Origin of the sequence: Yersinia pekkanenii, assembly GCF_001152565.1 — a bacterium.
Taxonomy (GTDB): Bacteria; Pseudomonadota; Gammaproteobacteria; order Enterobacterales; family Enterobacteriaceae; genus Yersinia; species Yersinia pekkanenii.
In genome coordinates this window covers 39,227-66,055 of sequence record NZ_CQAZ01000024.1, presented here as the reverse complement: position 1 = coordinate 66,055, position 26,829 = coordinate 39,227, and the positions used below count along the sequence as shown (strand labels likewise).

Here is a 26,829-nt window from a genome sequence, read left to right as displayed (position 1 = left end):
ATTACCTCTCTTTAATTTCTACCCCTAATGAATTTTTACTCACTAAGGAATATTTATTCCTGATGAGGCTAAAAAATAGCTTTCATCAAGCCTGTCCGGAAGTTTTCCTCCGGCATGACGTTATCGTTATCAGTGTCCTATGGGCCGACAGTATTCTATGGGCCGACAGAGCATGACTCGCCGGTTTGCCGACTCAATGATCATTCGCTCTTTATTGCCGGTTCACCCTGCCCCACTTGCGGTACTACGGTGGATTTTTGCGATACTATGGCGGCCTTGTGCTGCAGACGGTTTTGCATCTGATCAATAATCACCGCCACAATAATTACGATACCTTTGATAACCATTTGCCAGAATTCACTGACCCCCATCATCACCAGCCCGTCGGCCAGAATGCCTATCACAAATGCGCCGATCAGCGTACCGAGAATAGTGCCTCGACCACCGGCCAGAGAAGTCCCGCCCAGTACCACCGCCGCAATTGCATTCATCTCAAAACCACTGCCGTTCGCCGGGTGGCTGGCCACCAGTTGCGCAGAAACAATGATCCCGGCAATCGCTGCACAGAAACCGGAGATGGTGTATACCCAAACTTTGACCTGACGGACTTTGACGCCAGAAAGCTCCGCAGCCCGTTCGTTATCGCCGATGGCATAAACATGGCGGCCAAACGGTAAGCGGCGCGCGACGTACGCAATCACCAGCGCCAGAATAAACATGATCCAGATGGCGAGCGGCAAGCCCAGTAACGTACCGGATCCCAGTAAGTCAAATCCGGTATTGCCCAGTTGTGGATTGCCCTGTAGGCCGGGGAAAGTTTCGCCACCAGAAATCAACATCGCCGCACCGCGAACCACATACATGGTGCCGAGAGTGCAAATAAAGGGAGCAACGTTATAGCGGGTAATGATCCAACCATTGACCGCACCAATTAGTGCTCCGATAACTAATACCACTGGCACCACCACCCAAACACTGGGGAAAATAGCGATACCAAACATCGGTAATACAATGCCTTGGGTGATCATCCAACCCGCGACCATGCCACACAGGCCCAAGGTTGCACCGATTGAAAGATCAATCCCAGCGGTGATAATGACGAAAGTGATCCCTAAGGCGAGGAACGCATTGATTGCAATATGCTTGACCATAATGATCAGGCTGCCGGTCGCCAGAAAGCCAGGAACCATGACAGAGAAGAAACCAAGGATCAGAAACAGAGCAATAAAGGTGCGCATCTTTAGCAGAAGCAGCAGCATGTTTTCTCGTGACCACGACGCGCCACCGGGTTGGTGACTCGCCAGCGTAGTGCCCGTTGTTGCTTTCATCATTCAAACCCTTGTGCACTTGCCGTAACCAATGCCGATTCACTCGCTAGCTGACGGGATAGATTCGCGGTCAGTTTGCCGTTCGACATCACCAGAATGCGGTCTGATACCGCCATGATTTCTTTCAGATCTGAAGTGGAGAACAGAATACCGATCCCCTGCTCAGAGAGTTTCACCATCATTTCAAACACATCCGCTTTCGCCCCAACATCAATACCTCGCGTCGGCTCATCCAGTAGCAAAATATTTGGGTGGGTCAGCAGTGAACGACCGATGACAACTTTTTGCTGGTTGCCACCGCTGAGAGCTTGAATTTCCACCTCTGGCGAAGAGACTTTGATCGACAAATCACCAATAACTGAAGCAACCACCTGCGTCTCACTCTCCTGCCAGATAGCGAATTTATGTTTCAGCCGACGCCATAAACTGGAAATGGTCAGGTTGTTGGCCACAGATAACGCCGGGAAAATACCCGTTTTCTTGCGGTCTTCCGGTACCAGGCTCATGCCCAGGCGGATACGTTCTGCGGTTGAGGTTTTGGCACTGATTGCCGCGCCATTAAGCCGGATAGTGCCAAGATAGTGTTGCTGGGTACCCAGCAGGCATTCGAACAATTCGGTACGCCCGGCGCCCATCAGCCCATAAATTCCAACGATTTCACCCGTCCGGACTTGCAGCGAAACTTGGTTCACCACTCGGTTGCCAGATTCATTAATAAGAGTGATGTTATCTACTTCCATCATCGGCGCACCGAAGGTACGGTCCGGATGAAGAAAACTAGAAACCGGGTCACTGCCCAGCATTTCACGCACAATCCACGGCACATTAATATCTTTTACTGCGGCTTCAGCCTGAAAACGACCATCACGCAGAATAGTAATGTAGTCGCCAATCGCCATCAGCTCTTCCAGCCGGTGTGAAATGTAAACGATGGACACCCCCTGTCGGGTCAGCTCGCGGATAACCCGGAACAGGATATCGACTTCGGTTTTGCTCAGTGCCGAAGTCGGCTCATCCAAAATCAGAATATCCGCCTGTTCTGCCAGCGCCTTGGCGATTTCAATCAATTGCTGCTGGCCGACTTTCAGGTTTGAGACCCTCTCTCTCGGTGAGATAGCCTGATCAAGCCGCACCATTAATTGCTCCGCAATCAGTTCTTGCGCCGCCTGATTAATGGGTTTTAGACCTTGCTGGATCTCGCGCCCCAGAAAGATGTTCTCTGCGACATTGAGGTTTTCCGATAGATTCAGCTCCTGATGTACCATGCCGATACCCAGTGCCGCCGCCTCGCGGGTATTGGCAATAGTGACTGGCTGATCGTTGAGGTAAATCTGCCCAGAAGTTTGTTGCTGTACCCCGGCCAGGATCTTCATTAACGTTGATTTTCCGGCACCATTTTCGCCGATAATCACATTAACCTTGCCGCGATAAACATTATAATTGACGGCATCTAACGCCAGTGTGCCGGGAAAACGCATCGAAATGTTCTCAGCGCGCATGACGATGTCAGGTCGGTGATCCATTAGTGGCTCTCCTTATTTAAACTGAGTGGCACACCATTGCTCAGGCCGGTAGGGGTTAATGTGACTGCGGCCAAAACTGCCACTTGTTGCCCAATCCAACTGGCATCGGGTTTTGCCACATCCTGTAAAGCACGCTGACTTAATGCCTTAGAGAGTTGGGCGTATTGCACCTGATTTTTAAAATCCTCGAAGCGGATAAAAGTTGATGCATCACGGATGGCATTGCCTTTGACGATTGGCCCCAATTGCAGCACTTGTTCGTCGCCATCGATTGCCAACCGAATCATTCCTTCCCGCCCTTCTGTTTCTACCGCCACCACTTTGCCGCTAAAGCGCACAAAACGACTTTGGCTATTTTTCCCTGTTGCTGGCTGGCTTTGCTGCTGCTTCACCTGTTGCCAACTGAGCGCATTGCTGTTGGCAAACCGCAGCACTTTTTTCACCCAAAGCGTGGCGGCGACTTTGTCCGGTGGTTGGTTATAGTCACTGACCACCGCATTTGGATCGACCGGCAGGATCGGTTTGCCATTTTCATCCAAATCCACCACGGTGCAGGCCACCAATACGGCGCTAATAAACAATACTGTGCTGACAACCAACAAGCTGCCTGCTTTCGATAGAGCACTGAACCACATACTGCCTCCTGACAGGAGGGGCTGTTACACCCCTCATTCTTAAACCATGGCTTTAGTGGCCGGTGATATTGAGGTGAGTATTTCAGTTGAAATCAGTGCTTCAGTGCAAAAACATTCAGGTCCTTGGCATTGTTTTCATCAATCAATACGCAATCCATCAACTGCTTTTCTTCCTGGCCGGTTGAACCGGTTTTCAGGTATTTATCAGCCTGAACCACCGCCATCTGGGCCTGTGCCCAACCTGGCTGTAATACAGTGGCTTTGATATTGCCTTTGTTGATGATGGAATCGCGCACATAGTCGCTACCGTCAAATCCAACCACAATCACGTCGTTACGGCCGGCGGCTTTCAATGCGGCCTCAGCGCCTAATGCCATGGTGTCGTTACCGGAAATAACCCCAGTGATATCTGGGTTAGCCTGCAAAATGGACTCCATACGGTTGAAAGCCTCAGTCTGGCTCCAGTTTGCCGTCTGTTGGGCGACCATTTTCATGTCGCTATGTTCGTCGATCACGTCGTGATAACCCTGTGAGCGCACATGTGCGTTGGTGTCGGATTCGCGGCCCAGCAATTCAACATATTTACCTTTGCCACCCATCAAGGTGACGAATTTTTCCGCACCCAATTGTGCGCCCTGATAGTTGTTAGAGACGATTTGCGAGACTGCAATACCGGTTTCATTGATTTCACGGTCAATAAGGAAGGTCGGGATCCCGGCTGCCTTGGCTTTTTTCAATGGCCCGATAGTGGCATCAGACCCGGCGTTATCCAGAATAATTGCCTTAGCTTTACGGGCGATGGCGGTTTCCAGCAGTTGGTTCTGTTTGTTCACATCATCATCATGAGAAGCAACCAGTACGGTGTATCCCAATTCCGTGGCTTTAGCTTTAGCGCCTTCCGCCTCTGCTTTAAAAAATGGATTATCGTGCGAAGGGGTAATTATGGCGATCAGGCCATTACTGGCGGCGGCAGCGACACCCGCCATTGAGATCAATGCTGCGGTAAGACAGGATTTCAGTAGGGTATTTTTCATTATTTTTCTCCGCATTGAATATATATTCACCATTAAATTTATATTCAATGTAATAATACGAATGCCCCGCGCCTTGTCCAATATGAGTGCAAAGAAAGGAGAAGCCGGTCACAAATTAGACTGCTGGGAAGTTTGAATCGGATACAATTCTTTCTGATTAGAAGACCCTCACAGTAAAAACGGATTGATCATCACTCCTTGATGAATGATTGGAAAAATAATCGATTGGCGTGGTAGTTCACTTGAGGATCTGAAGGCTTTCCCAGAAAGTGCTTGTGCGGTAGCGGGGAAGCAACTACGCAATATCCAGCATGTTATCGAACCTAATGATTTCAAACCTATAAATGACTGGGGAGCGAGGTTATTGAAATACGGTTAGATGATAATTCCAAAGCTTATCGTGTTGTTTATATTGCCAAATTCGAAGAGAAAATTTACGTATTACACCGTTTCCAAAAAAAATCGTAAAGAACCAGTCAGAAAGACGTCAATATTATTAAGGTTCGTTATAAAGAAGTTATTCATAAGCGGAGAACAAAAAAATGACAGATAAAATTGATGTAACGTCACGTCACATTACTGCCGCTGCAGACAATATTTTTACTGACTTGGGCTTTTCTGATGTTAAGGCCGCTCAACTGTTAACTGAATCAAATACAGAGATTGAGCAAGCTTTGGCTATGAAGAAGGCACTGATGACGTCTATTGCCAGTTGGATCAAATCAGAAGGAATACGGCAAGTGGACGCGGCCACATTATTACATGTGTCGCGCCCAAAAGTTTCCGATGTTGTTAATCAAAAAGTTGAAAAATTCACCCTTGATTCACTGATTAGCATGGCGGGTAATATCGGTAAAAAAGTCATACTTATTATCGAGTAAATCAGTAAATTCGGACTCAGCGATATAGCTCAACCGTAACCGGAGTTACCTGCAATTCATCTTGCCAATGGGTTAGCGTCAAGGCCGTCAATTGCGCCACTCCCTGATAAAACGGGTGCCCGGCATCGGATTGCAGCAAGGCCAGATAACGATAACCCCATGGCAACAGGTGTTCTGCCAGTAACGCGGGTAAATCTACCGGTTGATGTTCTGCCAACCAGGCAGCCATCATCAGCAATAAGCCAAAATGATCCTCTGGCTCCTGCTGTTCCAGTGTCACCTCCACTTGCCGCTGCGCCATCCAGTCACGCAGTTTTACCGTGGAGTCGCCAAATAACACATTTTCTTTATCTAAATACACCGAACCCCAAGGGGGCGCGGGCAGTGCATATGGGCCGATAAACAGCCGCTGCCAAGCCTCTTCCAGCGTGTCTTCTGACTGGTCTTGGGCCAATAAAGCGGCAATTGGCATCAGTTGAATCTCAAGGCCATATGGCCACTCGGCAACCCACGCACTGCTGCTCAGTTGCGCCACAATATTACTGCACGCCGGGCTATCCGGCTCACAATAAAATAGCGCCCCTAAGACTCGGCCAGTCAGCGCAATTTGTTGATAAGTCGTATCAGTTCCAACCATTTCATTACCATCCCGCATGACATTAGTTTTAGAGCGTCATCCCGACCGTCATATGCAAGCCATAAAACACCCCACGGCCAATCAACTCACCGGCGATCATTAGCAACACCGCCAGGATCATACCAAGTATTAATGGCGTGCGGCCTCGGATCAACGGGCAGATCCAGCAACCCAGAGCTAATACCAACAGCACCAACCGCCAGACCATCAGTGTGCCGTAATGAGGGATCAGCTCTGAAGCCTGTTGGACTGAGCTATAAATTGTCGACAAACTGGCAGCCTGCATAATGACACTGGCAACACTGATAATCAGCGCCAATCCACTGATCATCGGCAGTTGTAGCATCGCCCGCCCGTTAATATCGGCCCATTGTAGCAGCAGATAACCCAGCATCGGCCCGCCGATAAAGACGGTCAGTACAAAGCCCAACGGGGTATAGAGGTTATCCCACGTCGGAACCGTATCAATGGAGTAGACTCGGCACATGGCATAAACAAATACCACACCCAGCACCATGGCCACCACTAACCAAACCTTACCCAGCATGGCGGGCATTTTATTTAAAACTGCCAGCAACCAGTAAAAACCGGCCACGGCAAAGAACAGCGAACCGGCCGCTATCTCATTACTCAGTGCCGATCCTCCGATGCGATTTAATGAGTTGAACGCCCGCATTGGCGATCCTAAATGCAGTGTCGAGGCGATAAAAGCCAGCGCCATTAGCACCCACAAGACAAACATACTGCGGTGAACCCGCTGTTGCTGCCCACGACTCAAACCGCCAAATATCAGCGCCAGGCCGAGAACAATAAAGCCCCCAACCACACACTGCCCCAGTACCGTAAAGACCATTAGTGGCCATTCATGCCATCCCATGCCCATATTATACCTCCTTCGGATTTGCCAGATGACCGGTGGTGTCTCTGACCGGTCGGCTGTTAGCATTAGGTTTCACTACGATATTTGGCAGCGTGAAATGGGCTGCTGGCAGTGGTGCAACTTCGGCTAAGTCACCGTATTTCTCGCGAAGTTCATCGATAGGGGCCATATCCAGCGCCCGCAGTGGACAAGAGTCGACACAAATGGGTTTCTTGCCTGCGGCAACGCGTTCATAGCAGCCGTCGCACTTGGTCATATGCCCTTTTGTTTCATCATATTGCGGTGCACCGTACGGACATGCCATATGGCAATAGCGGCAACCGATACAAATTTCCTCGTTCACCACCACAAAACCATCGTCACGTTTATGCATTGCCCCACTCGGACACACTTTGGTACAGGCCGGGTCACTACAGTGGTTACAGGCGATCGACAAATAGTAAGCGAACACATTCTGGTGCCATGCGCCATTATCCTGCTGCCAGTCACCACCGGCATACTCATAGATGCGTCGGAAACTGACGTCAGTTGATAAGTTTTTGAAATCCTTGCAGGCCAGCTCGCAAGTTTTGCAACCGGTGCAACGGCTGGAGTCGATGTAAAAACCATATTGCGTCGTCATCAGTCAGCTCCTTATGCCTTGGTTACTTGAACGAGGTTAGTATGGGATGGATTCCCTTTCGCCAATGGAGAAGGCCGTTGAGTGGTCAATACGTTAATACTGCCCGCCCGATCAATGCGGTTTTCATCCGGGCTGTACCACGCCCCCTCCCCCAACGCTACCACCCCCGGCATCATACGTGGCGTGACTTTGGCATTGATTTGTACTTCGCCACGGCCATTGAAGATCCGCACAATATCGCCACTTTTGATATCACGCTCTCTGGCATCTATCGGGTTAATCCACATCTCCTGACGGCAAGACGCTTTCAGCACATCAACGTTACCGTAGGTGGAGTGAGTTCTGGCTTTGTAGTGAAAACCGGTGAGTTGCAACGGATACTGCTGGCTAAGTGGGTCATCGAAGCTTTCAAAGCCTGCGGCGTACACCGGCAGCGGATCGATAACATCGTCTTTTTGCAATTCCCAGGTGGCAGCAATTTGTGCCAGTTCGGCAGAATAAATTTCAATTTTGCCGGAAGGTGTGGTTAGCGGATTGGCCATTGGATCGGCGCGGAAGGCTTTATAGGCAACATGGTGGCCAGCTGGATCGCGTTTTTTAAAGATACCCTGCGCGCGGAACTCCTCGAAAGAAGGTAACTCAGGGATGGCTGGTTGCGATTGCTGATAGAGATGGCGCAACCAACCTTCCTGCGTGCGCCCTTCGGTGAATTGCTGCTCGACCCCCATGCGTTTCGCCAGTTCAGAGGTCATTTCATAGATATTTTTGCATTCAAAGCGCGGTTTGATCACCTGATCGGCAAAAATCACATACGCCATATTGCCGCTGGAAGCATCAAGGCAGAAGTCCATCTGCTCGGAGGCGGTACAATCGGGCAGGATGATATCGGCGTATTTGGCCGACGAAGTCATGTGGTTATCGATGACCACAATCATTTCGCATTTTTTATCATCTTGCAGAATGTCATGAGTCCGGTTGATTTCAGAGTGTTGGTTAATCAGGCAGTTACTGGCGTAGTTCCAGATAAACTTGATCGGTACATCCAGCTTATCTTTACCTTGCACACCATCGCGCAAAGCGGTCATCTCTGGGCCGCGCTCAATGGCATCGGTCCATAAGAACATTGAGATACTGGTTTTAACCGGGTTTTCCAAGGTTGGCATACGAACAAACGGCAAGCCATAGGAGCCTTCACGCGCACCCGAGTTACCGCCATTAATACCCACATTACCGGTCAGGATCGCCAGCATGGCAATGGCACGGCTGGTAATTTCGCCGTTGGAATGACGCTGAGGTCCCCAGCCCTGAGCGATATAAGCCGGTTTAACTGATCCTATCTCACGCCCCAATTTAATGATTTTTGCCGCTGGAATACCGGTAATGGCTTGCGCCCATTGCGGGGTTTTAGCGGTTTTATCCGCGCCCTGCCCCAAGATATAGGCTTTGTAATGGCCATTTTTCGGTACACCTTCCGGCAGGGTTTTCTCGTCATAACCGACGCAATATTTATCAAGGAACGGCTGATCAACCAAATTTTCCGTGATCATCACATACGCCAACGCGCAGGCTAGGGCGGCGTCAGTACCCGGTCGCAGGGGGATCCATTCATCTTCGCGGCCCGCTGCGGTATCGGTATAGCGGGGATCAATCACAATCATCTTGGCGTTGGATTTTTCCCGCGCCTGTTCCAAATAATAGGTGACACCGCCGCCGCTCATCCGCGTTTCACCGGGGTTATTACCGAACAGCACCACCAGCTTACTGTTTTCAATATCGGACGGGCTGTTGCCGTCGGCCCAGCCGCCATAGGTATAATTCAAGCCAGCGGCAATCTGTGCGGTACTGTAATCACCATAATGATTAAGGTAACCGCCACAGCAATTCATCAGCCGCGCCAATAAGGTCGATCCCGGTGGCCATGAGCGGGTCATGGTGCCGCCCAGCGTACCGGTGCCATAGTTGAGATAGATGGCTTCGTTGCCATATTCCTTAATGATGCTTTTCATGCTGGTCGCGAGGGTATCAAAAGCCTCTTCCCACGAGATACGTTTGAATTTGCCTTCACCCCGTGCGCCGATCCGCTTCATCGGGTATTTCAGCCGATCAGGGTTATACACCCGACGGCGCATTGAGCGGCCACGTAAACAGGCGCGTACCTGATGCAAGCCATCAAAATTGTCATCACCGGTATTGTCGGTTTCAACATATTTAATTTCACCATCAACCACATGCATACGTAGCGGACAGCGGCTACCACAGTTAACGGTACAGGCACTCCATATCACTTTACCGTCGTTGGTCGGATTTATAGCCGATTGAACAGCATGGGCAGCACGGGAAAACGGCAGCGAAAATGCCCCGGTCGCCACTGCAAGGCCACTAATCAAGGTTGTTTGAACCAGTTTTCGCCGGGTAACTTCAGCCGTTAACAGCCGCGATTCGTTGGTCTCTTTCATAAGATTCCCACTTGGTTGCATTCCAGAAAATGGAGAACATCCGCCAGGGATGAAATCCGATTAATTCAAAAAATGAGTCATTCAGCGGGATAGGAGGTCTTTCAGTTGGAGCGCAGTGGCACCATTGTTGCAGTTGTTATAGTTAGGATCATAAATAAACCTTCCCGCCCTGATAACCCTACCTCTTTTGGCTAGAGCAGGAGTTGTCTGGTATCAATAAAGCCATGAGGATTAACCTCACCTCACTGTTTTATGATGGATTTGTGATAAATAACCGTTCTGATCAACAAGCTTGATGACACAGTACCCTGGTCGGTTGTGTTGCATTAACAACAAGAAGTGAGTAGCAGTTGTACTGTTATTTTTAGGTAACCAACCAATAAAATTGTTCTGCCGGAGGCAGCCCGTCGTCGTTCAGACGGTGAAATTGCTCTTTAGCCGTCATTTAAAAGCTTTTAGAATCAGAGAAATGATCATACAATATTATAAAAAACAGTATGTTACCTAACAATTGTTTCGCGCTGTGGGGCTTTAAAAAAAGCAGCTGTCTTGGATGCTATTTTTAACCTCCACACATCCAATAATTGCATTTGAAAATATTCATATTTAAATAATAATTAAACTATCATTTTAATTAAGATCGTGTCTTTTCATTGTTAGTAAAAAGCATGGCAGCTATGGCGTTCTAAATGGAAGCAATACCCCTACGGAATAGTCGCATTGAACTGACTGACGATAGTCATCAGTCTGATTCAGATAAAATTACTGGGTTAATTTCATTGAGTAATAACATATTTACCTATAGGAATATTTATTATGTCCTTTATCTCTGCATTTAAGGGAGTGTTGTATGTGATTACAACGGGAATAGATCAAAGAAATTATTTTCACACACTTTTAGCGCCCTCGCAGGAAGACATCATTGCCTTCCTTCTATCCCCTGGATGGGGAAAAACAACACGTTTTATGTGTTGTTTGGGTAAGTGGCTATCAGTTTATTTAATCAAGTTTTTTTCATTTTATCTGGATTAGAATTATGTCCTTTTATCAGATACAGATTATAGAGCGAGGTGGATATACATATCGAATAAAATCACCTTCTAATTCAGACAAATCTCATTTATATACTGGCAATAACCATATGCCTTTGCTAATTATTGTCGGTTACTCTGTTACGGATAACAATGTATAAATTAAATTTATTAAACGTTTATCTTATAAGTATATTTAAATATGCCAATGCAATCACAATGGGATATAAGATATTTATTTGCAATTTATCACTTAAGCCCATTGATTTTAAAAAATATTCGCGATAAAAAGAAACGCGCTTTATTTATATTAAGTTTAATTGAATTATAAGGAGAGTGATATGTTTGTGTCTGGTTTATTAAAGGCTTTCGTTGTCACTGCGCGCAAGAAATCGTTAAAAAACGCAGCAAAGGAATTGTTTATCACCGCGTCTCCGTTGTCCCGCAGAATAAAAATATTTGAAGATAAATTGGGTGGCGACTTGTTTATTCGGGGAAAAGATGGCGTCACATTAAACCAAAAAGGAATGGATATTTATAATGCTATACTACCCTACTATGAGTATTTAATTTCTCTGGAAAACGATTTTATAGAGGAAAACAATCATAATAGAAAAAAACAGACCATAAAAAAAAGTTTAGGCATATTGATTGACCATGACATACCCAGTTTCATGTCTAATTTTACTTACAATCATCCTGGGGAAATTAATATATACACTCATGACAGCATGGATTTGAATTTAATAAACATCTTACACAATAGTGAGATAGATGCAATTATATCTACTAATACTTTAACCGTTGATGATGATAGGTTTGGCGTTGTTAACATTAAACCTGAAGTGATTAATATCGCATACCAGGCGGGACTAAATCGTGATTTAGTGTTAAATGGAACGATTATTATAACCCCCTCATTGCTAAAAGCCGCGAGTTCCCACAATACACTTAAATGTAATAACTTCAATAATAGCTTAATATCTTTGGGTATAAAAAATGTTATTTCCATGCCAGAAATAACAAGTCATTTATCTAAAATTGAAAAAGGTGAAGTCATCGGATTGGTTCCTAGTTCCATGTCTGATTTTATAAAAGATAAATTCAAAGGAATATCAATTTTTCCTTTTTTAATTTTAGACGATGAAATAAAAATAGAAAGAAACGTCTATTTTTTAAAAGAAAAAGAAAATATTATTTTTGAAAGACTGATATCAAAGTTGAGTTTATCAATGAACTATTAGTTTTTCACCTTACTGATTAAATATTATTCAACCACTCAGGGTGGATGTTTTAACATACAACTCAAAATTGACATCGTACCAGAAACACATTAGCTACTGAACGCCACATAGTATATAGCCAATTTTCATTTACTATATTTACCATTAAAGCCTTAGAATGCCAGGCTGAGTTAATTAATGTAATCCTGCTTATCCACAATGGTAATAATGTCGTCACTTAATCAGTGGCGACATTATTATCGCTCCGTAGTTAACATCATAACCAGAACGTAATAACCCATCAGAGATATTAATTTATAGTGACACCTATTTATGGTGGTGAAATTATTGGGACTTGTAACGCTAGCCTATTCCATTACAAAAAGACCATAGTGCGGAGCTTCAGCCCTCTGACCAGCATGTGTATTGTCTTGCTCAGGTGAGAACAAACAGCACCATACGCTACAATATCATTAATCATCGATATAATAAAACACAGCAATGCTGTGTTTTATCCCTTATAACAGGTGGCATTTAAATAGGGTGTATATATCATAACGTATTTTAATTGCCCCCCTTGCTAACTACCTGTTAGTTTTATTGATAAAATAGGGAGTTATATACGGCAGACCACGTTACCCATCGAACAAAAAACACCAGCCATAGAAAAAGCCATATATTTCCCGCCGCCATATTCAAAGATAATGACTCCCGCCTCCCGATAAAACCAGAAATGACAATTTGAGTTAAGTTGCAAAAACACCAATAATAAACACATAGATATATTTTCAGTATCACGGATTTTTAATTCCATAGTTCAGACTTTTTAAACCAGATTATAAATTGCCAGCGGTATCGTCTTCACTAAAGTATCGTTGCCGACCGTTAGTTAAATAAGTCATTGACTCTTGCAATGAACAAATAAATAAGATGGCCAGCTAAGCTGGCCATCTTATTTTACTTACTTTATTGTCAGGCAATAAATATTACGGAAGTAGCGACCAAAGCGTGTTGTAATCTTTGCCACCGGGTTGCCAATCTTCTGAATGGGCAGTATGAGCACTAAAGCAGAGCCAATTTCTACCGAGACTGCTGACTTTGTCGCCAATCGCATAGATGGCACCAAGCTGCCAGGCTGGATAAGTGCTACCGCCACCATCACCGCCGCCGCCGCCAGTGCTGGCCGCTGTCGTCACAGAATAGACATTACTCGGTACTGATAATCGACCTAGAGTATCTTGTGCTGCGACAAAATAACGGTATGTTGTCTCAGCTTGCAGCCCGGTATCTTCGAAAGAAGATTTCGTATACGGAACTTCTGCAATTTGTACCCCATCACGATAGATGAGATAAACCTTAATTCCAGCTGAACTCGCCGATAGACCCCACATCAGACTGACACTACTCTCGGTTTTCCCCATACTATGCAAATCTGTCGGGGCAGAGGGAGGGAGGTCATTACTATTATTTGATAACGTACGGGCCGACACCGGAATGCTTAACGCGGATTCAACACCTGTGGCATTAACAGTGCTAACTGCATAGGTATAGGCAGTATCCGCTTGCAGAGCTGAATCAGTCACACTCAGTGCTGTGGTGGTGGTCAACAAACTACCATCACGATAGATTTTGTAATGAGAGACATCTGAAACCGTTGCAGTCCAGGCAAGTGACACTGAGTTATTGGTTGTACTCGTCGTGCGTAACCCTGTTGGTGGCAGTGGTTGATCATTACTACCGTCCCCCACGAAGTTCAGATCGATAACCTGATAAAACGCATTGCCGGTATCAGCCACTTCCCAAACGGCTAGCAACACATGATAACCGCTGCGGGTGGGTAGAATCACATCATGGTGCGTCGGATCTGACGGTGTTAATGCGTCTTTCACACCTGTAACCCAAGTCGGTTGCTCATGCAATTGAACTTGATAAAACGGCGTGTGTTCAAATTGTGCTCGGCTAAGAGGCAGATTGGGGTTCCAATCCGTTCGTGTCATAAAATAGTTCCAGCGCCGAGTAAGATGCGGAGTACCAAAACCCCATATGACGGGGATAACCTCGCCAGACAACACATCATGTTTATCCCAGTGGGTACCGGGTTTATCCAGAAACTCACCATTATCTTGATTACCGCTGGCTATTTTTCCATCCGGTGGCGGTAAAGCACTCACAACATCAGAGGGTGCATAAACATCCTGAAGATTCGCCGCTGTCGCAGGGAAAAACTTACCGGATTCGCGTTGATTAAGCTGGCCGAGATTAAGTAGCCCAGCTTGCCAGGCAAAATAAGCGCGAGACGCGGGAGAAAATATGTGGGAATGGAATAAGGATGCATCAGTATTTTTACTGCGGCTGATAATAGTGGCGGATCTCTTTTTCATAAAATAGACCTTTATATGATTAATTGATTGATTTAATTTTTTATTTCATTTTAATAACATCTATCAGATGCAAAATAATGAAATTAGCGCTGTACCGTGAGCTGCCATAAAGTGGTTGCTTGATCCGGTGACCAGAATTCATTTGAGGTGTGTTGCATCACGCAAATATAGTTTTGTGCGTTATGCCGTACCACATCATTATCGCGGTACCATTGACTCGCTACCCAGATCGAAAGGCTGCTGGTTAACGTAATGGCCGTAAAGGGAGCACTTAAATCGGAAATCTGACCTTGTGTATCAGTGGCACTGACCTTATAGGTATATTGTTTGTTTGGTTCCAGTCCGTTGTCAGTAAAGGTTTTATTAATCGAGGTGCCCACCTTAACTCCATCACGGAACACGGTGTATTCTCGGATGGAATTAACATTAATCTGGTGTTCCCACGCTAAACCAATACTGGTTTCAGCTTTTAATTTTTGAGCCAAGTTATAGGGGGCTAGCGGTAGATTATTACTGTTACCGGCATCACTGTGAATCAGGGCCGCGTAGCGATTTTTAAACTCCCAGTTATAACTTACCCCTTGGGCACTTTTACCAATATCCCAGTTAATTGACCAGGTCATCAGGCCTTTAATGGATAAACCTGCGCTATCCAAGCGGGCAAAAGCGTTATATACGTCTTTCTTGTCAATCACATAGCCATTGTTTGCTGCATCAATATTAGAGGGTAAGCCAATAACAAATTTATCGGCTGGAATTTTGATAAGTCCGCGAGTACCAGTAACCAAGCTTTCGGTTAGGTAGTATAGAAAGTCTTCTTTTCTCTCATCGTCATTTTGATTGATGTACCTTGGTTCTTCAATTTCAGCCACCCAAACACCGGCACCACCCTGGTTATAATACTGAGGTGCAATAAAGTCGTAATAACCCTCTAATGCATTGATATAATGACTATATTCTCTACCCACTTCTAAGTAAGGGAATTCTGGTGCCATACTAATAATGAAGTGTTCGCCTAATCCAGCGTAATGCTTTCTTACTTGTATCAATGCGTTGGGAATAACGATATGATTTTGATGTTTCTTCTCAATAGAATAGATTGCATCCTGCTCCAAATCGATATCTAAACCATCAAACCCATAGGTATCAACTAAGCGTATAATTTCGGCTGCCAAGGCATTCTCTTGCCCATTCTGTAACTCTATATGTCCATCCGCGCCCCCTAAGGAGATCAGCACCGTTTGCCCCCGCTCATGCAAAATATCAACTTGTGCGCGAAACTCAGCAGTAGTCATATTATTCGGCGTAAATGTGGGAATACCAGCACCTTTCATAAAGGAAACTGCAACAACATTGTATTCTTTAGGTACCTCACTTAACTTAACAATTGCAGACGTCCCATACCTATAGCCATCGCCACCGGCAGAATTCCAATTATGCCAGAACCCCATAAATATTTTTTTATTTCCGATATCAACTCGCTTAGCGGGTGAGTTTTTTAAATATTTGTTAGTCATGGATACTTCCTCATTTGCATCGTTAATAATACGTGAATGTATGTCTTTTAATCCTTGTCGTGTTTATCTCAATTAATTTAATTATCACTCTGACATTCAAGTTACAAAGTGAGAGTATTATTTTCACTAAGTATTTTTATGTGAGACCAATATTCTCGTCACTGTTATGATACCGCAACAAATATGATTAACCGACACAATCAGTATTTACGCTTAATGGGGTTAAATACAAACTCATTTATTAGTAGGCAGATTGTAAAAAATGCATTCTTGGTAGGAAACGTCTATTCCTCATCAAAATGAGTCAATATTTAGCTGCCCATACTTCAGGCAGTCAACAATAATATCGCGCTCTTTCATCATCTCTTCGATATTACACCGACTCAACCTGTAAGCAAGATGTCCGCAGACACACCGAGTGATGATATCGAGGGAGAGTGCAATCGTTTATTCGTATCAGGGCATCGATAAGTGCGGAAAATGAGATCCACCCTTTATAAAGAGGCCAGAGCCGTCGCTTCGGCCTGACAATCTATAGTAAGATCATCGGCAAAAATATAGCAGCTTGGTTTTACTAACGATTATTTCTGTTATCGAACGCTTTCGCTAACAGATGTTGAATGTGAGAAAAATATGTCAAACAAACCGTTCCACTATCAGGATCCCTTCCCGCTTAAGGAAGACGATACTGATTATTACCTTGTCAGTAATAATCACGTCTCGGTTGCACAGTTTGAAGGCCACGACATGCTGAAAGTCGAGCCTGAAGCCTTGACCCTACTCGCGCAACACGCTTTCCACGACGCCTCCTTCCTGCTGCGCCCCGCTCACCAAAAGCAAGTTGCCGCTATTTTAGATGACCCGGAAGCCAGCGAAAACGACAAATATGTGGCGCTGCAATTCCTGCGTAACTCAGAAATCTCGGCCAAAGGGATTTTGCCGACTTGTCAGGATACCGGCACCGCAATTATCGTCGGTAAAAAAGGTCAGTGCGTCTGGACCGGCGGCAATGATGCTGAAGCGCTGTCACGCGGCGTGTATAACACCTTTATTGAAGATAACCTGCGTTACTCACAAAACGCGGCGCTGGATATGTATCAGGAAGTTAACACCGGTACCAACCTGCCAGCGCAAATTGACCTGTACAGCACGGAAGGCGAGGATTACAAATTCCTGTTCGTCACCAAAGGCGGCGGCTCCGCCAATAAAACTTATCTGTATCAGGAAACCAAGGCGCTGCTGTCACCGGGTAAGCTGAAAGATTATCTGGTCGATAAAATGCGCACCTTGGGTACCGCAGCCTGCCCGCCATACCATATTGCCTTTGTTATCGGTGGCACCTCCGCTGAAAGTACCCTCAAGACCGTCAAGTTAGCCTCAACCAAATACTATGATGGCCTGCCAACTGAAGGGAATGAGCACGGACAAGCCTTCCGTGATCTCGCGCTGGAACAAGAGTTATTGGCAGCCGCGCAGGACTTGGGTCTGGGTGCACAATTCGGTGGTAAATATTTTGCTCATGATGTGCGGGTCGTGCGCCTGCCACGCCATGGCGCATCCTGCCCGATAGGCATGGGCGTCTCCTGCTCTGCGGATCGTAATATCAAAGGCAAAATTAACCGTAAAGGTATCTGGCTGGAAAAACTGGAGCAGAATCCGGGGAAATATATCCCAGAACACCTACGCCACAGCACCGAAGGTAAAGTGGTTAAAATCGATCTTAACCGCCCAATGGCCGACATCTTACAAGAGCTATCTCAGTATCCGGTGTCAACCCGCCTGTCACTGAGCGGCACTATTATTGTTGGCCGAGACATTGCCCATGCCAAATTAAAAGAACGGCTGGATAATGGCGAAGGCTTACCGCAATACATTAAAGATCATCCAATTTACTACGCCGGTCCCGCTAAAACACCCGAAGGTTATGCCTCAGGATCACTTGGGCCAACCACCGCCGGTCGCATGGATTCCTACGTTGATCTGCTGCAATCTCACGGTGGCAGTATGATCATGCTGGCCAAAGGCAACCGTAGCCAACAGGTGACCGATGCCTGTCACCAACACGGTGGTTTTTATTTGGGCAGCATCGGTGGCCCAGCCGCGGTACTGGCGCAAAACAGCATTAAGAGCCTGGAGTGTGTGGAATATCCTGAATTGGGTATGGAAGCCATCTGGAAGATTGAAGTGGAAGATTTCCCAGCCTTTATCTTGGTCGATGATAAAGGTAACGATTTTTTCCAACAGATCCAGGCATCAAGATGTAACCGCTGCGGTTAACATCAATATTCAGCCCCGGTGATATCACCGGGGTTTGTCAACTAATGAGTTCCTGCTGTTCTGCACCGTTTTTCATCCTCAGTAGCTGAATATTTTTTAAGCCCCCTGCTGGTGCAATTTATTAACCGCCATCACCATGCTCCACCGGCTCTTCCTTGATAATCTCACCACGTTACTATTCCCCGCCCACCGTTAGCACCAATGGTCAGCCGTCAGACTGATGAGCCATTTTCGTGCAACAGAAAGCACTAATTTAGTGCAGTAGCTTTCTGCTTTACTATTTGATTTTTATTATAAATTCCTCGTTGACAACCACTTGAAATACTTTTTATAGTGACCCTGACTTCTCCGCAAGAACGCCAACGTTGTCGGCTTGTGGTTATGGCAATAGAGCCCTCGCAATGTCATCTGACTTTGCCGGGCTTTTTTTTTGGCTTTTTTTCAGACCCACCTTTTTAACCAATGCCAGGGGTAACTATGTCTAGAATAGAACGATCCAGAATAAAATGTCATTACGCCACGCTTTCAATCGCGCTGGCAGCAGCATTTGCCATGACCTACTCAGGTATGACGATGGCGGCAGAAAAACCGGTGAAAATAGGTTTATTGGAAGATGCATCAGGGAACTTTGCCTTACCCGTTATTCCCAAAATCCATGCCACAGAACTTGCGATAGCAGAAATTAATGCCAAAGGCGGCATACTCGGACGCCAAATCGAGTTGGTCAAATACGATACGCAATCCGATAACACCCGCTTCCAACAAATGGCTCGTCGCTTAATTAAAAATGACAAAGTGGATGTCATATTCGGGGCGTTTTCCAGTGCCTCACGCGAAGCTATCCGCCCGATAATGGATCGCGAAAAGCAGCTCTATTGGTATAATAATCAGTATGAAGGCGGCGTGTGTGACTCCAATGTTTTCGTCACTGGCGCAGTGCCTGAGCAGCAGTTCTCAACCTTGATCCCGTGGATGATGGCGAAATACGGTAACAAGGTTTACACCATTGCCGCCGACTATAACTTCGGGCAAATCTCGGCCGAATGGGTACGTAAGATTGTGGAAGAGAACGGCGGCACTATGGTGGGCGAGGAGTTTATCCCACTGAGTGTCTCGCAATTTGGTCAAACCATTCAGAACATTCAAAAAGCCAAGCCTGATTTCGTTATGACCTTACTGGTCGGGGCTAATCAATCCTCTTATTACGAGCAACAAGCGGCGGCAAAACTGAACTTACCAATGGGTAGTTCGGTCAGCGTGGGCCAGGCTTATGAGCACAAGCGCTTTAAAGCCCCAGCCCTGAAAGATATGTATATCACCGCTAACTACATTGAAGAGGTGGATAGCCCCGCCAGTAATGACTTTAAACAGCGTTTCCACGCCAGGTTCCCGAATGAACCTTACATCAATCAGGAAGCGGCAAACGCCTATGATGCGGTTTATCTGTATAAAGCTGCCGTGGAAAAAGCGGGCAGTACCGATATGGATGCCGTGCGTAAGTCACTGGAAAGCGGGGATATCTGTACCGATGGCCCATCTGGCAAGGTCTGTATCGATCCTAAAAGCCATCATTTAAGCCATACCATTTATCTGGCTCATGTGAAAGACGACCACTCTATCGAGATCCCTAAAGTGTGGACGGATATCAAGCCTTATTGGTTAGGTGAAGCCGGTTGTAATTTGCCGGTGAAACCGGATAACAGCCAATACACCCCATCATCGCCACCGAAAAAAGCCTAACAAAACCGGTGAGTGAAGGGTTGACCGCACCTAGGGGCACTCCAACGGCTCACGCCGTTACGGCCCCAACGGCACGTTTCCCCTTCATTTGGCTCTGTCAGCAGTCTGAAAGGGCAACTTTGTCGGGAAGTCACCGCCGGTGGCGGGCTTCCCTGTGTTATCCATTTTCAATGGTGTCAATCAGGACACCTGGGATTGCCAAACGATGTTAACGCTATCCTTTCTCTATTCAGTGGTTTATCAATTTGGCGATAACTTCGCCTATCTGGTGCTGGCAGCACTGGGGCTGGCGGTTATTTTTGGCATGATGGGCGTGATAAATCTGGCACACGGCGAATTCATTATGTGTGGTGCCTATGTCACCATTCTGATGAGTAAAGCGGGTCTGCCACTGCCCTTTGCCATGCTGGCTGGTACCTTGGCGGCGGCCTTTTTCGGGGGGGTGGTGGAGCGCCTGGTGGTGCGCCATCTTTATGGCCGCTTATATGATTCGGTGGTGGCAACCTGGGCTATCAGCCTGATTGTGCAGCAAGGTATGCTGCTGATAGCTGGCCCTTCTCTGGAAGGTCTGTCTACGCCTTTCGGCTCTTTCACCCTCGGCGAATACTCCTTTGCCACCTACCGGGCACTACTGCCCTTCTTCGCAATTGCCATCTTAATGGTGCTCTATTGGCTGTTCTTCCATACCAATTACGGCGTCTGCGCCAGAGCCACTATCCAAAATGCCCGTATGGCCTCCTGCTTAGGGTTGGAAACTGATCGTATTTATACGTTGACCTTCGCGTTGGGTGCCGGTTTGGCGGGATTAGCCGGAGCCATTTATGCACCGACACTGACCGCTGTTCCCACCATGGGCAGTAGTTTTATTGTTCAAGCCTTTGTTTCGGTGGTGGTCGGTGGTGCAAATGTTTTAGTTGGCACCATTCCTGCAGCGATTGCATTGGGCGCGATACAAACTGGATTGAATTCTTGGTATGGGCAATTAGCCGGGCAAATTGGCTTATTGGTTACCGCTGTACTGGTTATCCGCTTACTGCCGAACGGCATTGGCAGCCTGTTTACCCGTAACCGCTAGGAGCTGCATGTGACGACAACTTCTCTGAATATATCGACAGATGACGCCAGAAAACGCCCGCTATCCCCGACCCGGCTGGCGGTACTGTTGGTTCTGGTGGGAGCTATCGCCCTGCCATTAGTGGTGGATAGCGCCATGATCGGCGACTTTTCCTACTTCCTACTGTGGACATTCTGCGCCATTGGATTGGCGGCGATGTGGGGGCATGGCGGTATTTTATCTTTCGGACAGACCGCGTTTTTTGGCCTTGCCGGTTACACCTATGGTGTGATGACGCTGAATTTCGGCGATGGCGTACTCTCTACCTGGTCTGGCTTAATAATGGCCTTACTGGTAGCCGCCGCGGTGGCCGCCGCACTGGGCTATTTGATGTTTTACGGCGGCGTAACCGGTATTTTTATCGGCATTGTCACCCTGTCTTTCACTCTGGTATTGGAAACCTTTATGTCGCAGACCGCAGGCCCGCAATGGGCTATCGGCAGCGCACGGCTGAATGGGTTTAATGGCATGTCAGGCATGCCGCCGCTCTCCCTACCCTGGTTTGATGGCAAATTACTGACACTGGAAGACAATGCTTTCTATTACCTGATTATCCTCTTGCTTGCTGGGGTTTATTGGGGAGTGCGGCGGTTATTGCGCTCTGATTTTGGCCTGACACTGGCCTCTATCCGTGAGAACCCACGCAGGGCAGAAATGCTCGGTATTGATATCCGTCGTTATCAATTATTGGTGTTCGTGCTGGGTGGCGTGCTCTCCGGTTTGTCCGGTGTGCTTTATACCCTGTGGGGTTCGTATATCACACCGTCCTCTATGGGACTGACCGCCGCCGCGATGCCGGTTATCTGGGTCGCGACTGCCGGGCGTAAAAATATCTTTGGCACGCTGGTGATAACCGCCTTGCTGGTTTGGTTATCACAATGGTTGGCTATCTATGGCAGCGAATACGCCATGATCCTGTTGGGGGCCATTCTGCTGTTTGTGGTACTGGCCGCACCCAATGGGTTATTGCCTTGGCTGGCGGAGAAAATTACCCACTTATCAGCCACTCGCCAGAAAAAGGGGCAGCCGCTATGAATCAGGCATCGCAGGATCTGATCCTCGAAACCCGTGGGCTAAGCAAACGCTTTGGCGGTATTCAGGTTATCAATCACGTTGATTTGCAAATACGCCGTGGCGAGGTGCGCTGCGTGATTGGCCCGAATGGTGCCGGTAAAAGTACCTTTTTCAAATTACTCACCGGCGAACATACGCCCAGTGATGGGGAGATCCGCTTCTTTAATCGGCGCTTGAATACGCTGGCACCGTTCCAGCGTATCCGAATGGGAATGAGCATTAAATTCCAGATCCCCGGTATCTTCCCTGAACTGACGGTCAGGCAACATTTACAACTGTCGCTAAGTCACTTACGCCCGGAGGTTCGTTCGCAAGCGGTCAGTATCGATGAGCTATTAGAGCGTTTTAAGCTCACCACGGAATACCATCAACTGGCGGGCAACTTATCTCACGGCAAGAAACAGTGGCTGGAAATTGCCATGGCGGTGTCGTTACAACCGACATTACTGATGCTGGATGAGCCGGTAGCCGGTTTATCTATCGATGAAACCTATCTCACCGGCGAGCTGATTAAACAGATGCAACACGACGGCCTGACGCTAATGGTAGTGGAGCACGACATGACCTTCGTCCGTCAGATTGCTTCACAAGTCACGGTACTCCATGGCGGCCAGGTCTTTGCTGATGGCAATGCCAGCGAAGTGCTGGCGCGTGAGGATGTGGCGGATATCTATTTGGGGAAAGCGGTATGAATAACGTGGTTTTGCAAATAGAGGGGCTGACGGGCGGTTACGGCGGCGGGCAAGTGCTCAATGGCGTCACATTACAACTGCATGCCGCAGAGGTATTGGGCCTGATTGGTCGCAATGGGGTGGGTAAAACCACACTGATGCGCAGCTTAATAGGAGCAGTACCGGCGAAACAGGGCTGCATTCTGCTAGGAGAGACCGACATTACCCAGGCGACACCGCAGCGCCGTGCTCGCTTGGGTATCGGTTATGTTCCACAAGGGCGTGAGGTGTTCGCCGGGCTAACCGTGGCAGAAAACCTGCAAGTCGGTATGCAATTTGTCCGTGAACACCGTGAATTCGCCCAAGACTTGCTGGAGCGGGTACTGGATTACTTCCCGATTTTGCGTCAGCGACTCAAACAGAAAGCCGGCACCATGAGCGGCGGTGAGCAACAACAGTTAGCCATCGCCAGAGCCTTGGTGGGTTCGCCAAAAGTGTTACTGCTGGATGAACCCTCGGAAGGTGTTCAGCCCTCTATCGTCCACATCATTGCCGATACTCTGGTGCGAATTGCTCGTGAGCTGCAGGTGGCGGTGATTCTGGTGGAGCAGGATATCGCCATGATCCAGCGGGCCGCACAACGTTGCGCGGTGATGGATAAAGGCCAGGTGATAGAAACCCTGACAAAACAACAACTTTCTGATGATCTTTTAATGCGCCGTCATCTGGCTCTGTGACCAGATGCCCTTATTACGTGGAGAATTGCTAATGAAATGGCTGGAAGAATCAATCATGGTCAAACGCGGTGTCGGTGCCGGACGTAAACCGGTAACCCACCATCTGACGGAAGAGATGCAAAAAGAGTTTCACTATACCATCGGCCCATACTCAACACCGGTACTGACCATTGAACCCGGTGATCGGGTGATTGTAGATACCCGGGATGCCTTTGAAGGGGCGATCAACTCAGAGCAGGATATTCCGAGCCAACTGTTAAAAATGCCGTTTCTCAACCCACAAAATGGCCCGATCATGGTCAATGGTGCCGAAAAAGGGGATGTCATCGCGGTCTACATCGAATCTATGCTGCCACGTGGCGTCAATCCACACGGTATCTGCGCCATGATCCCCCATTTTGGTGGGCTGACCGGCACAGATTTGACCGCCATGCTCAATGATCCGCTGCCAGAAAAAGTACGCATGATTAAGCTCGACAGCGAAAAGGTCTACTGGAGCGAGCGCCATACCCTGCCCTACAAGCCACATATCGGTACCCTGAGTGTGTCACCAGAAATTGACTCAATAAACTCACTGACACCGGATAACCATGGCGGGAATATGGATGTACCGGATATCGGGCCGGGTAGCATCACCTATCTGCCGGTGCGCTCTCCCGGCGGCCGTCTTTTTATTGGTGATGCCCATGCCTGTCAGGGGGATGGTGAGATTTGCGGCACTGCGGTGGAGTTTGCCTCAATTACCACTATTAAAGTGGATTTGATTAAAAACTGGCCGCTATCCTGGCCACGGATGGAAAATGCAGAAACCATCATGAGTATCGGCAGCGCACGTCCGTTAGAAGACGCAACCCGCATTGCTTACCGTGACCTGATTTACTGGTTGGTAGACGATTTTGGCTTTGAGCAGTGGGATGCCTACATGCTCCTTAGCCAATGCGGCAAAGTGCGGCTGGGCAATATGGTTGACCCTAAATACACCGTCGGCGCAATGCTTAACAAAGAGTTGTTAGCGCAATAAAAAACATTTATACCCTAAATAATTCGAGTTGCAGGTAGGTGGCAAGTGAATGAATCCCGCTGAGTTGACACGAGTCAATGATTCGGGTGACTAATCTGCCTGGAGCAGATTTGTACGCTGCTCGCAGCGGCCTCAACGAGGCGAGGCCCATGGACGGGTCGAGTAACGAGCCTAGCCACCCCCCCTACGGCTTGAAGTATGACGGGTATTATATTCAACAGCATAAGCAGGTGCCTATGAGTTCAGAAACACCGGTCAATATTGGCTTACTGTACTCCTTCAGTGGTGTGACGGCAGCACAGGAACAATCACAATGGCGTGGGGCGACACAAGCCATTGCCGAAATTAACCAACGCGGCGGAATCAACGGCAGGCTGCTGAATGCTATCCATTTTGATCCACAATCTGACGATGCGCAGTTCCGTACGCTGACCGAGCAACTGATCGTCGAGCATGAAGTTAATGTGATTTTTGGCGGCTATACCTCCAGTAGTCGCAAAGCCATGTCGCCCATTGTAGAGAAATATCGCCGGTTGCTATTTTATTCACAACTGTATGAAGGCTTTGAGTTTTCAGAGAATATTTTCTATGGCGGTGCCGCACCGAACCAGAACTGCGTACAGTTGGCAGACTATCTGGCCGGCCAATTCGGGGCGCGGGTTTATCTGATTGGCTCCCGCTATGTTTACCCCTACGAATGTAACCGTAATATGCAGGAATTAATCTTGCAGCGGCACGATGGCGCGGTCATTGGCGAGCGCTATCTTGATCTGAATGCTCCTTATGAGGCTTTCCTGCCGATCATCGAGGAGATAGCCAAAAAACAGCCGGACTTTATCTTCAGCACCGTGGTCGGGCAGACCGTTCCCTTTTTGTATCAGGCTTATCAGGCGGCGGGCTTGGATCCTACGCGGATACCTATTGGCAGCCTGAATACATCGGAAACTGAGATTGCCATTATGGGGGCTGAAGTGGCACAGGGCCATTTCAGTTCGGCCCCCTATTTCCAAAGCATTTGCAGCCAAACGAATCAGTCGGCACTCAAACAATTCCATCAGCAATTTGGGGCGGAATTCACCACGGACATGAATTGGGAAGCCACTTATAGCCAGATGCATCTGTTTGCCAACGCCATGGCCGAGTGTGGCAGTGACCGCATCTACCCGCTTTCAGCCGCACTGCGGGGCAGTCAGTTTGATGCGCCACAGGGCCGTATTCGTATTGATCCACTGAATCAACATACCGGGCTGTATCCACGCATTGGTATGGCGAATGAAAGTGGGCAATTTACTATCGTGCAGGAATCTCGCCGCATCGTCGAACCAGACCCCTATATGACCAACCAGATCCAGGGCGATTGGGTCACCAAGCTAACGACAGTGGGGTATCCACATGCGAGCTAATGATAGCCGAGTCAGTGCAACCGCCTTATTGCTCAGCCGGGGGATCCGCTGTGTGGTGTTACACCCCGACGACGACGACGGTGAAACACTCACTAATCACTTACGCCGCATGGGGTTTAAGGTTCAGGCTTTCTGGCCCATACCAGAGCAACTGCCGGCGGATACCGATCTGATTTTCTATGCATTACAGTCAGATAACCCAGAACCAGACGTGTCATGGCTCAATCACAGCAAACACGCCCTGATCGCCGTTATCGCCTATGAAAACCCAACGTTTATTGACCAGGCACTCAAAATGGGGGCGGGTGCCACTATCACCACCCCCATTCGCGCCTCTGGCTTACTGTCGTCCATGGTCTTTGCTTTGCACCATGGTGAACAACAACGGCAGATGAGTGATCGAATCGAGCGGCTGGAAAAAAAGATACTGGGAGTTCGCCAGGTCAGTGAAGCCAAAGCCATCCTGATGCGGATGCACAGCATTGGTGAAGAGCAGGCTTACGAGATCCTGCGCCATCAGGCCATGGACAAACGTATTACCGTCGAAGAGATCTCATGCGCATTAATTCAGGCCAATGATATTTTCGCCTGGACCACCCCTGGCGCGGCCAATAACCGGAAGAGCTGAGTATTTATCGCTCAAT

General features: G+C 47.7%; 21 protein-coding genes and 1 pseudogene. 12 read left to right on the top strand and 10 right to left on the bottom strand.

What is annotated here, in order from left to right; genetic code table 11:
- Positions 1 to 200 precede the first annotated feature (200 nt).
- From AEP37_RS13450 to AEP37_RS13435, 4 genes are all read right to left on the bottom strand, one after another.
- Complete coding sequence (locus AEP37_RS13450; protein WP_082170803.1) at positions 201 to 1,331, bottom strand: ABC transporter permease; 1,131 nt, start codon at positions 1,329 to 1,331, stop codon at positions 201 to 203.
- Positions 1,328 to 2,851, bottom strand: a complete 1,524-nt coding sequence (locus AEP37_RS13445) for a sugar ABC transporter ATP-binding protein (protein WP_049613799.1) — start codon at positions 2,849 to 2,851, stop codon at positions 1,328 to 1,330. The genes AEP37_RS13450 and AEP37_RS13445 overlap by 4 nt, the downstream gene beginning before the upstream one ends.
- Entirely contained in the window at positions 2,851 to 3,486 is a 636-nt protein-coding gene (locus AEP37_RS13440) for a DUF2291 family protein (protein WP_049613798.1), read from the bottom strand. Before AEP37_RS13440 ends, AEP37_RS13445 begins: the two co-directional genes overlap by 1 nt.
- A gap of 92 nt (positions 3,487 to 3,578) precedes the next feature.
- Positions 3,579 to 4,520: a D-ribose ABC transporter substrate-binding protein gene (locus tag AEP37_RS13435; protein WP_049613797.1), complete on the bottom strand. Its 942-nt coding sequence runs from the start codon at positions 4,518 to 4,520 to the stop codon at positions 3,579 to 3,581.
- Between the two features lie 205 nt (positions 4,521 to 4,725).
- On the opposite strand from AEP37_RS13435, the pseudogene AEP37_RS13430 reads away from it, so the two are divergent.
- Both AEP37_RS13430 and AEP37_RS13425 read left to right on the top strand, forming a co-directional pair.
- A pseudogene (locus AEP37_RS13430) lies at positions 4,726 to 5,066 on the top strand (type II toxin-antitoxin system RelE/ParE family toxin).
- The gene (locus tag AEP37_RS13425; protein WP_049613796.1) at positions 5,063 to 5,401 is read left to right on the top strand and encodes a helix-turn-helix domain-containing protein; all 339 of its coding nucleotides are present in this window, start codon (positions 5,063 to 5,065) and stop codon (positions 5,399 to 5,401) included. Before AEP37_RS13430 ends, AEP37_RS13425 begins: the two are co-directional and overlap by 4 nt.
- A 16-nt stretch (positions 5,402 to 5,417) precedes the next feature.
- On the opposite strand, the gene dmsD is transcribed toward AEP37_RS13425, so the two are convergent.
- The 4 genes from dmsD to dmsA are packed head-to-tail and all read right to left on the bottom strand — an operon-like array spanning position 5,418 to position 9,996.
- Positions 5,418 to 6,056 (bottom strand): Tat proofreading chaperone DmsD, encoded by a 639-nt coding sequence (gene dmsD / locus AEP37_RS13420; protein WP_082170801.1) that lies wholly within the window; start codon positions 6,054 to 6,056, stop codon positions 5,418 to 5,420.
- A 10-nt stretch (positions 6,057 to 6,066) separates the two neighbouring features.
- Positions 6,067 to 6,921, bottom strand: a complete 855-nt coding sequence (locus AEP37_RS13415; RefSeq protein WP_049613795.1) for a dimethyl sulfoxide reductase anchor subunit family protein — start codon at positions 6,919 to 6,921, stop codon at positions 6,067 to 6,069.
- A gap of 1 nt (position 6,922) precedes the next feature.
- The gene (locus AEP37_RS13410; RefSeq protein WP_049613794.1) at positions 6,923 to 7,540 is read right to left on the bottom strand and encodes a DMSO/selenate family reductase complex B subunit; all 618 of its coding nucleotides are present in this window, start codon (positions 7,538 to 7,540) and stop codon (positions 6,923 to 6,925) included.
- A gap of 11 nt (positions 7,541 to 7,551) precedes the next feature.
- A complete protein-coding gene (gene dmsA, locus AEP37_RS13405) occupies positions 7,552 to 9,996 on the bottom strand; it encodes a dimethylsulfoxide reductase subunit A (RefSeq protein WP_049613793.1) in 2,445 nt (814 codons plus the stop codon).
- A gap of 1,372 nt (positions 9,997 to 11,368) precedes the next feature.
- Here dmsA and AEP37_RS13400 point away from each other — a divergent pair.
- Entirely contained in the window at positions 11,369 to 12,271 is a 903-nt protein-coding gene (locus AEP37_RS13400; RefSeq protein WP_049613792.1) for a LysR family transcriptional regulator, read from the top strand.
- A 965-nt stretch (positions 12,272 to 13,236) separates the two neighbouring features.
- Here the strand turns inward: AEP37_RS13400 and AEP37_RS13390 are convergent.
- Positions 13,237 to 14,631 carry a lytic polysaccharide monooxygenase gene (locus AEP37_RS13390; RefSeq protein ID WP_049613790.1) on the bottom strand — a complete coding sequence of 465 codons (1,395 nt, stop codon included), beginning with the start codon at positions 14,629 to 14,631 and terminating at the stop codon, positions 13,237 to 13,239.
- An 83-nt stretch (positions 14,632 to 14,714) separates the two neighbouring features.
- Complete coding sequence (locus tag AEP37_RS13385; protein ID WP_049613789.1) at positions 14,715 to 16,148, bottom strand: glycosyl hydrolase family 18 protein; 1,434 nt, start codon at positions 16,146 to 16,148, stop codon at positions 14,715 to 14,717.
- A gap of 633 nt (positions 16,149 to 16,781) precedes the next feature.
- Between AEP37_RS13385 and fumA the strand changes: the two genes are divergently transcribed.
- The 9 genes from fumA (at position 16,782) to AEP37_RS13340 (ending at position 26,813) form a co-directional block, all read left to right on the top strand.
- Complete coding sequence (fumA, locus tag AEP37_RS13380) at positions 16,782 to 18,425, top strand: class I fumarate hydratase FumA (RefSeq protein ID WP_049613788.1); 1,644 nt, start codon at positions 16,782 to 16,784, stop codon at positions 18,423 to 18,425.
- 573 nt (positions 18,426 to 18,998) lie between these two features.
- Positions 18,999 to 20,165, top strand: coding sequence for an urea ABC transporter substrate-binding protein (locus tag AEP37_RS13375; protein ID WP_082170800.1), 1,167 nt, complete (start codon positions 18,999 to 19,001; stop codon positions 20,163 to 20,165).
- A 205-nt stretch (positions 20,166 to 20,370) separates the two neighbouring features.
- Positions 20,371 to 21,240, top strand: coding sequence for an ABC transporter permease subunit (locus tag AEP37_RS13370; protein ID WP_049613786.1), 870 nt, complete (start codon positions 20,371 to 20,373; stop codon positions 21,238 to 21,240).
- A gap of 9 nt (positions 21,241 to 21,249) precedes the next feature.
- Positions 21,250 to 22,314: an ABC transporter permease subunit gene (locus AEP37_RS13365; RefSeq protein WP_049613785.1), complete on the top strand. Its 1,065-nt coding sequence runs from the start codon at positions 21,250 to 21,252 to the stop codon at positions 22,312 to 22,314.
- Positions 22,311 to 23,045 carry an ABC transporter ATP-binding protein gene (locus tag AEP37_RS13360; RefSeq protein ID WP_049613784.1) on the top strand — a complete coding sequence of 245 codons (735 nt, stop codon included), beginning with the start codon at positions 22,311 to 22,313 and terminating at the stop codon, positions 23,043 to 23,045. Before AEP37_RS13365 ends, AEP37_RS13360 begins: the two co-directional genes overlap by 4 nt.
- The gene (locus tag AEP37_RS13355; protein ID WP_049613783.1) at positions 23,042 to 23,761 is read left to right on the top strand and encodes an ABC transporter ATP-binding protein; all 720 of its coding nucleotides are present in this window, start codon (positions 23,042 to 23,044) and stop codon (positions 23,759 to 23,761) included. Before AEP37_RS13360 ends, AEP37_RS13355 begins: the two co-directional genes overlap by 4 nt.
- Before the next feature lie 31 nt (positions 23,762 to 23,792).
- Positions 23,793 to 24,782: an acetamidase/formamidase family protein gene (locus tag AEP37_RS13350; protein WP_049613782.1), complete on the top strand. Its 990-nt coding sequence runs from the start codon at positions 23,793 to 23,795 to the stop codon at positions 24,780 to 24,782.
- A gap of 236 nt (positions 24,783 to 25,018) precedes the next feature.
- The gene (locus AEP37_RS13345) at positions 25,019 to 26,185 is read left to right on the top strand and encodes a transporter substrate-binding domain-containing protein (protein ID WP_049613814.1); all 1,167 of its coding nucleotides are present in this window, start codon (positions 25,019 to 25,021) and stop codon (positions 26,183 to 26,185) included.
- Positions 26,175 to 26,813, top strand: a complete 639-nt coding sequence (locus tag AEP37_RS13340; RefSeq protein ID WP_049613781.1) for an ANTAR domain-containing response regulator — start codon at positions 26,175 to 26,177, stop codon at positions 26,811 to 26,813. The genes AEP37_RS13345 and AEP37_RS13340 overlap by 11 nt, the downstream gene beginning before the upstream one ends.
- The last annotated feature ends 16 nt before the right edge of the window (positions 26,814 to 26,829 follow it).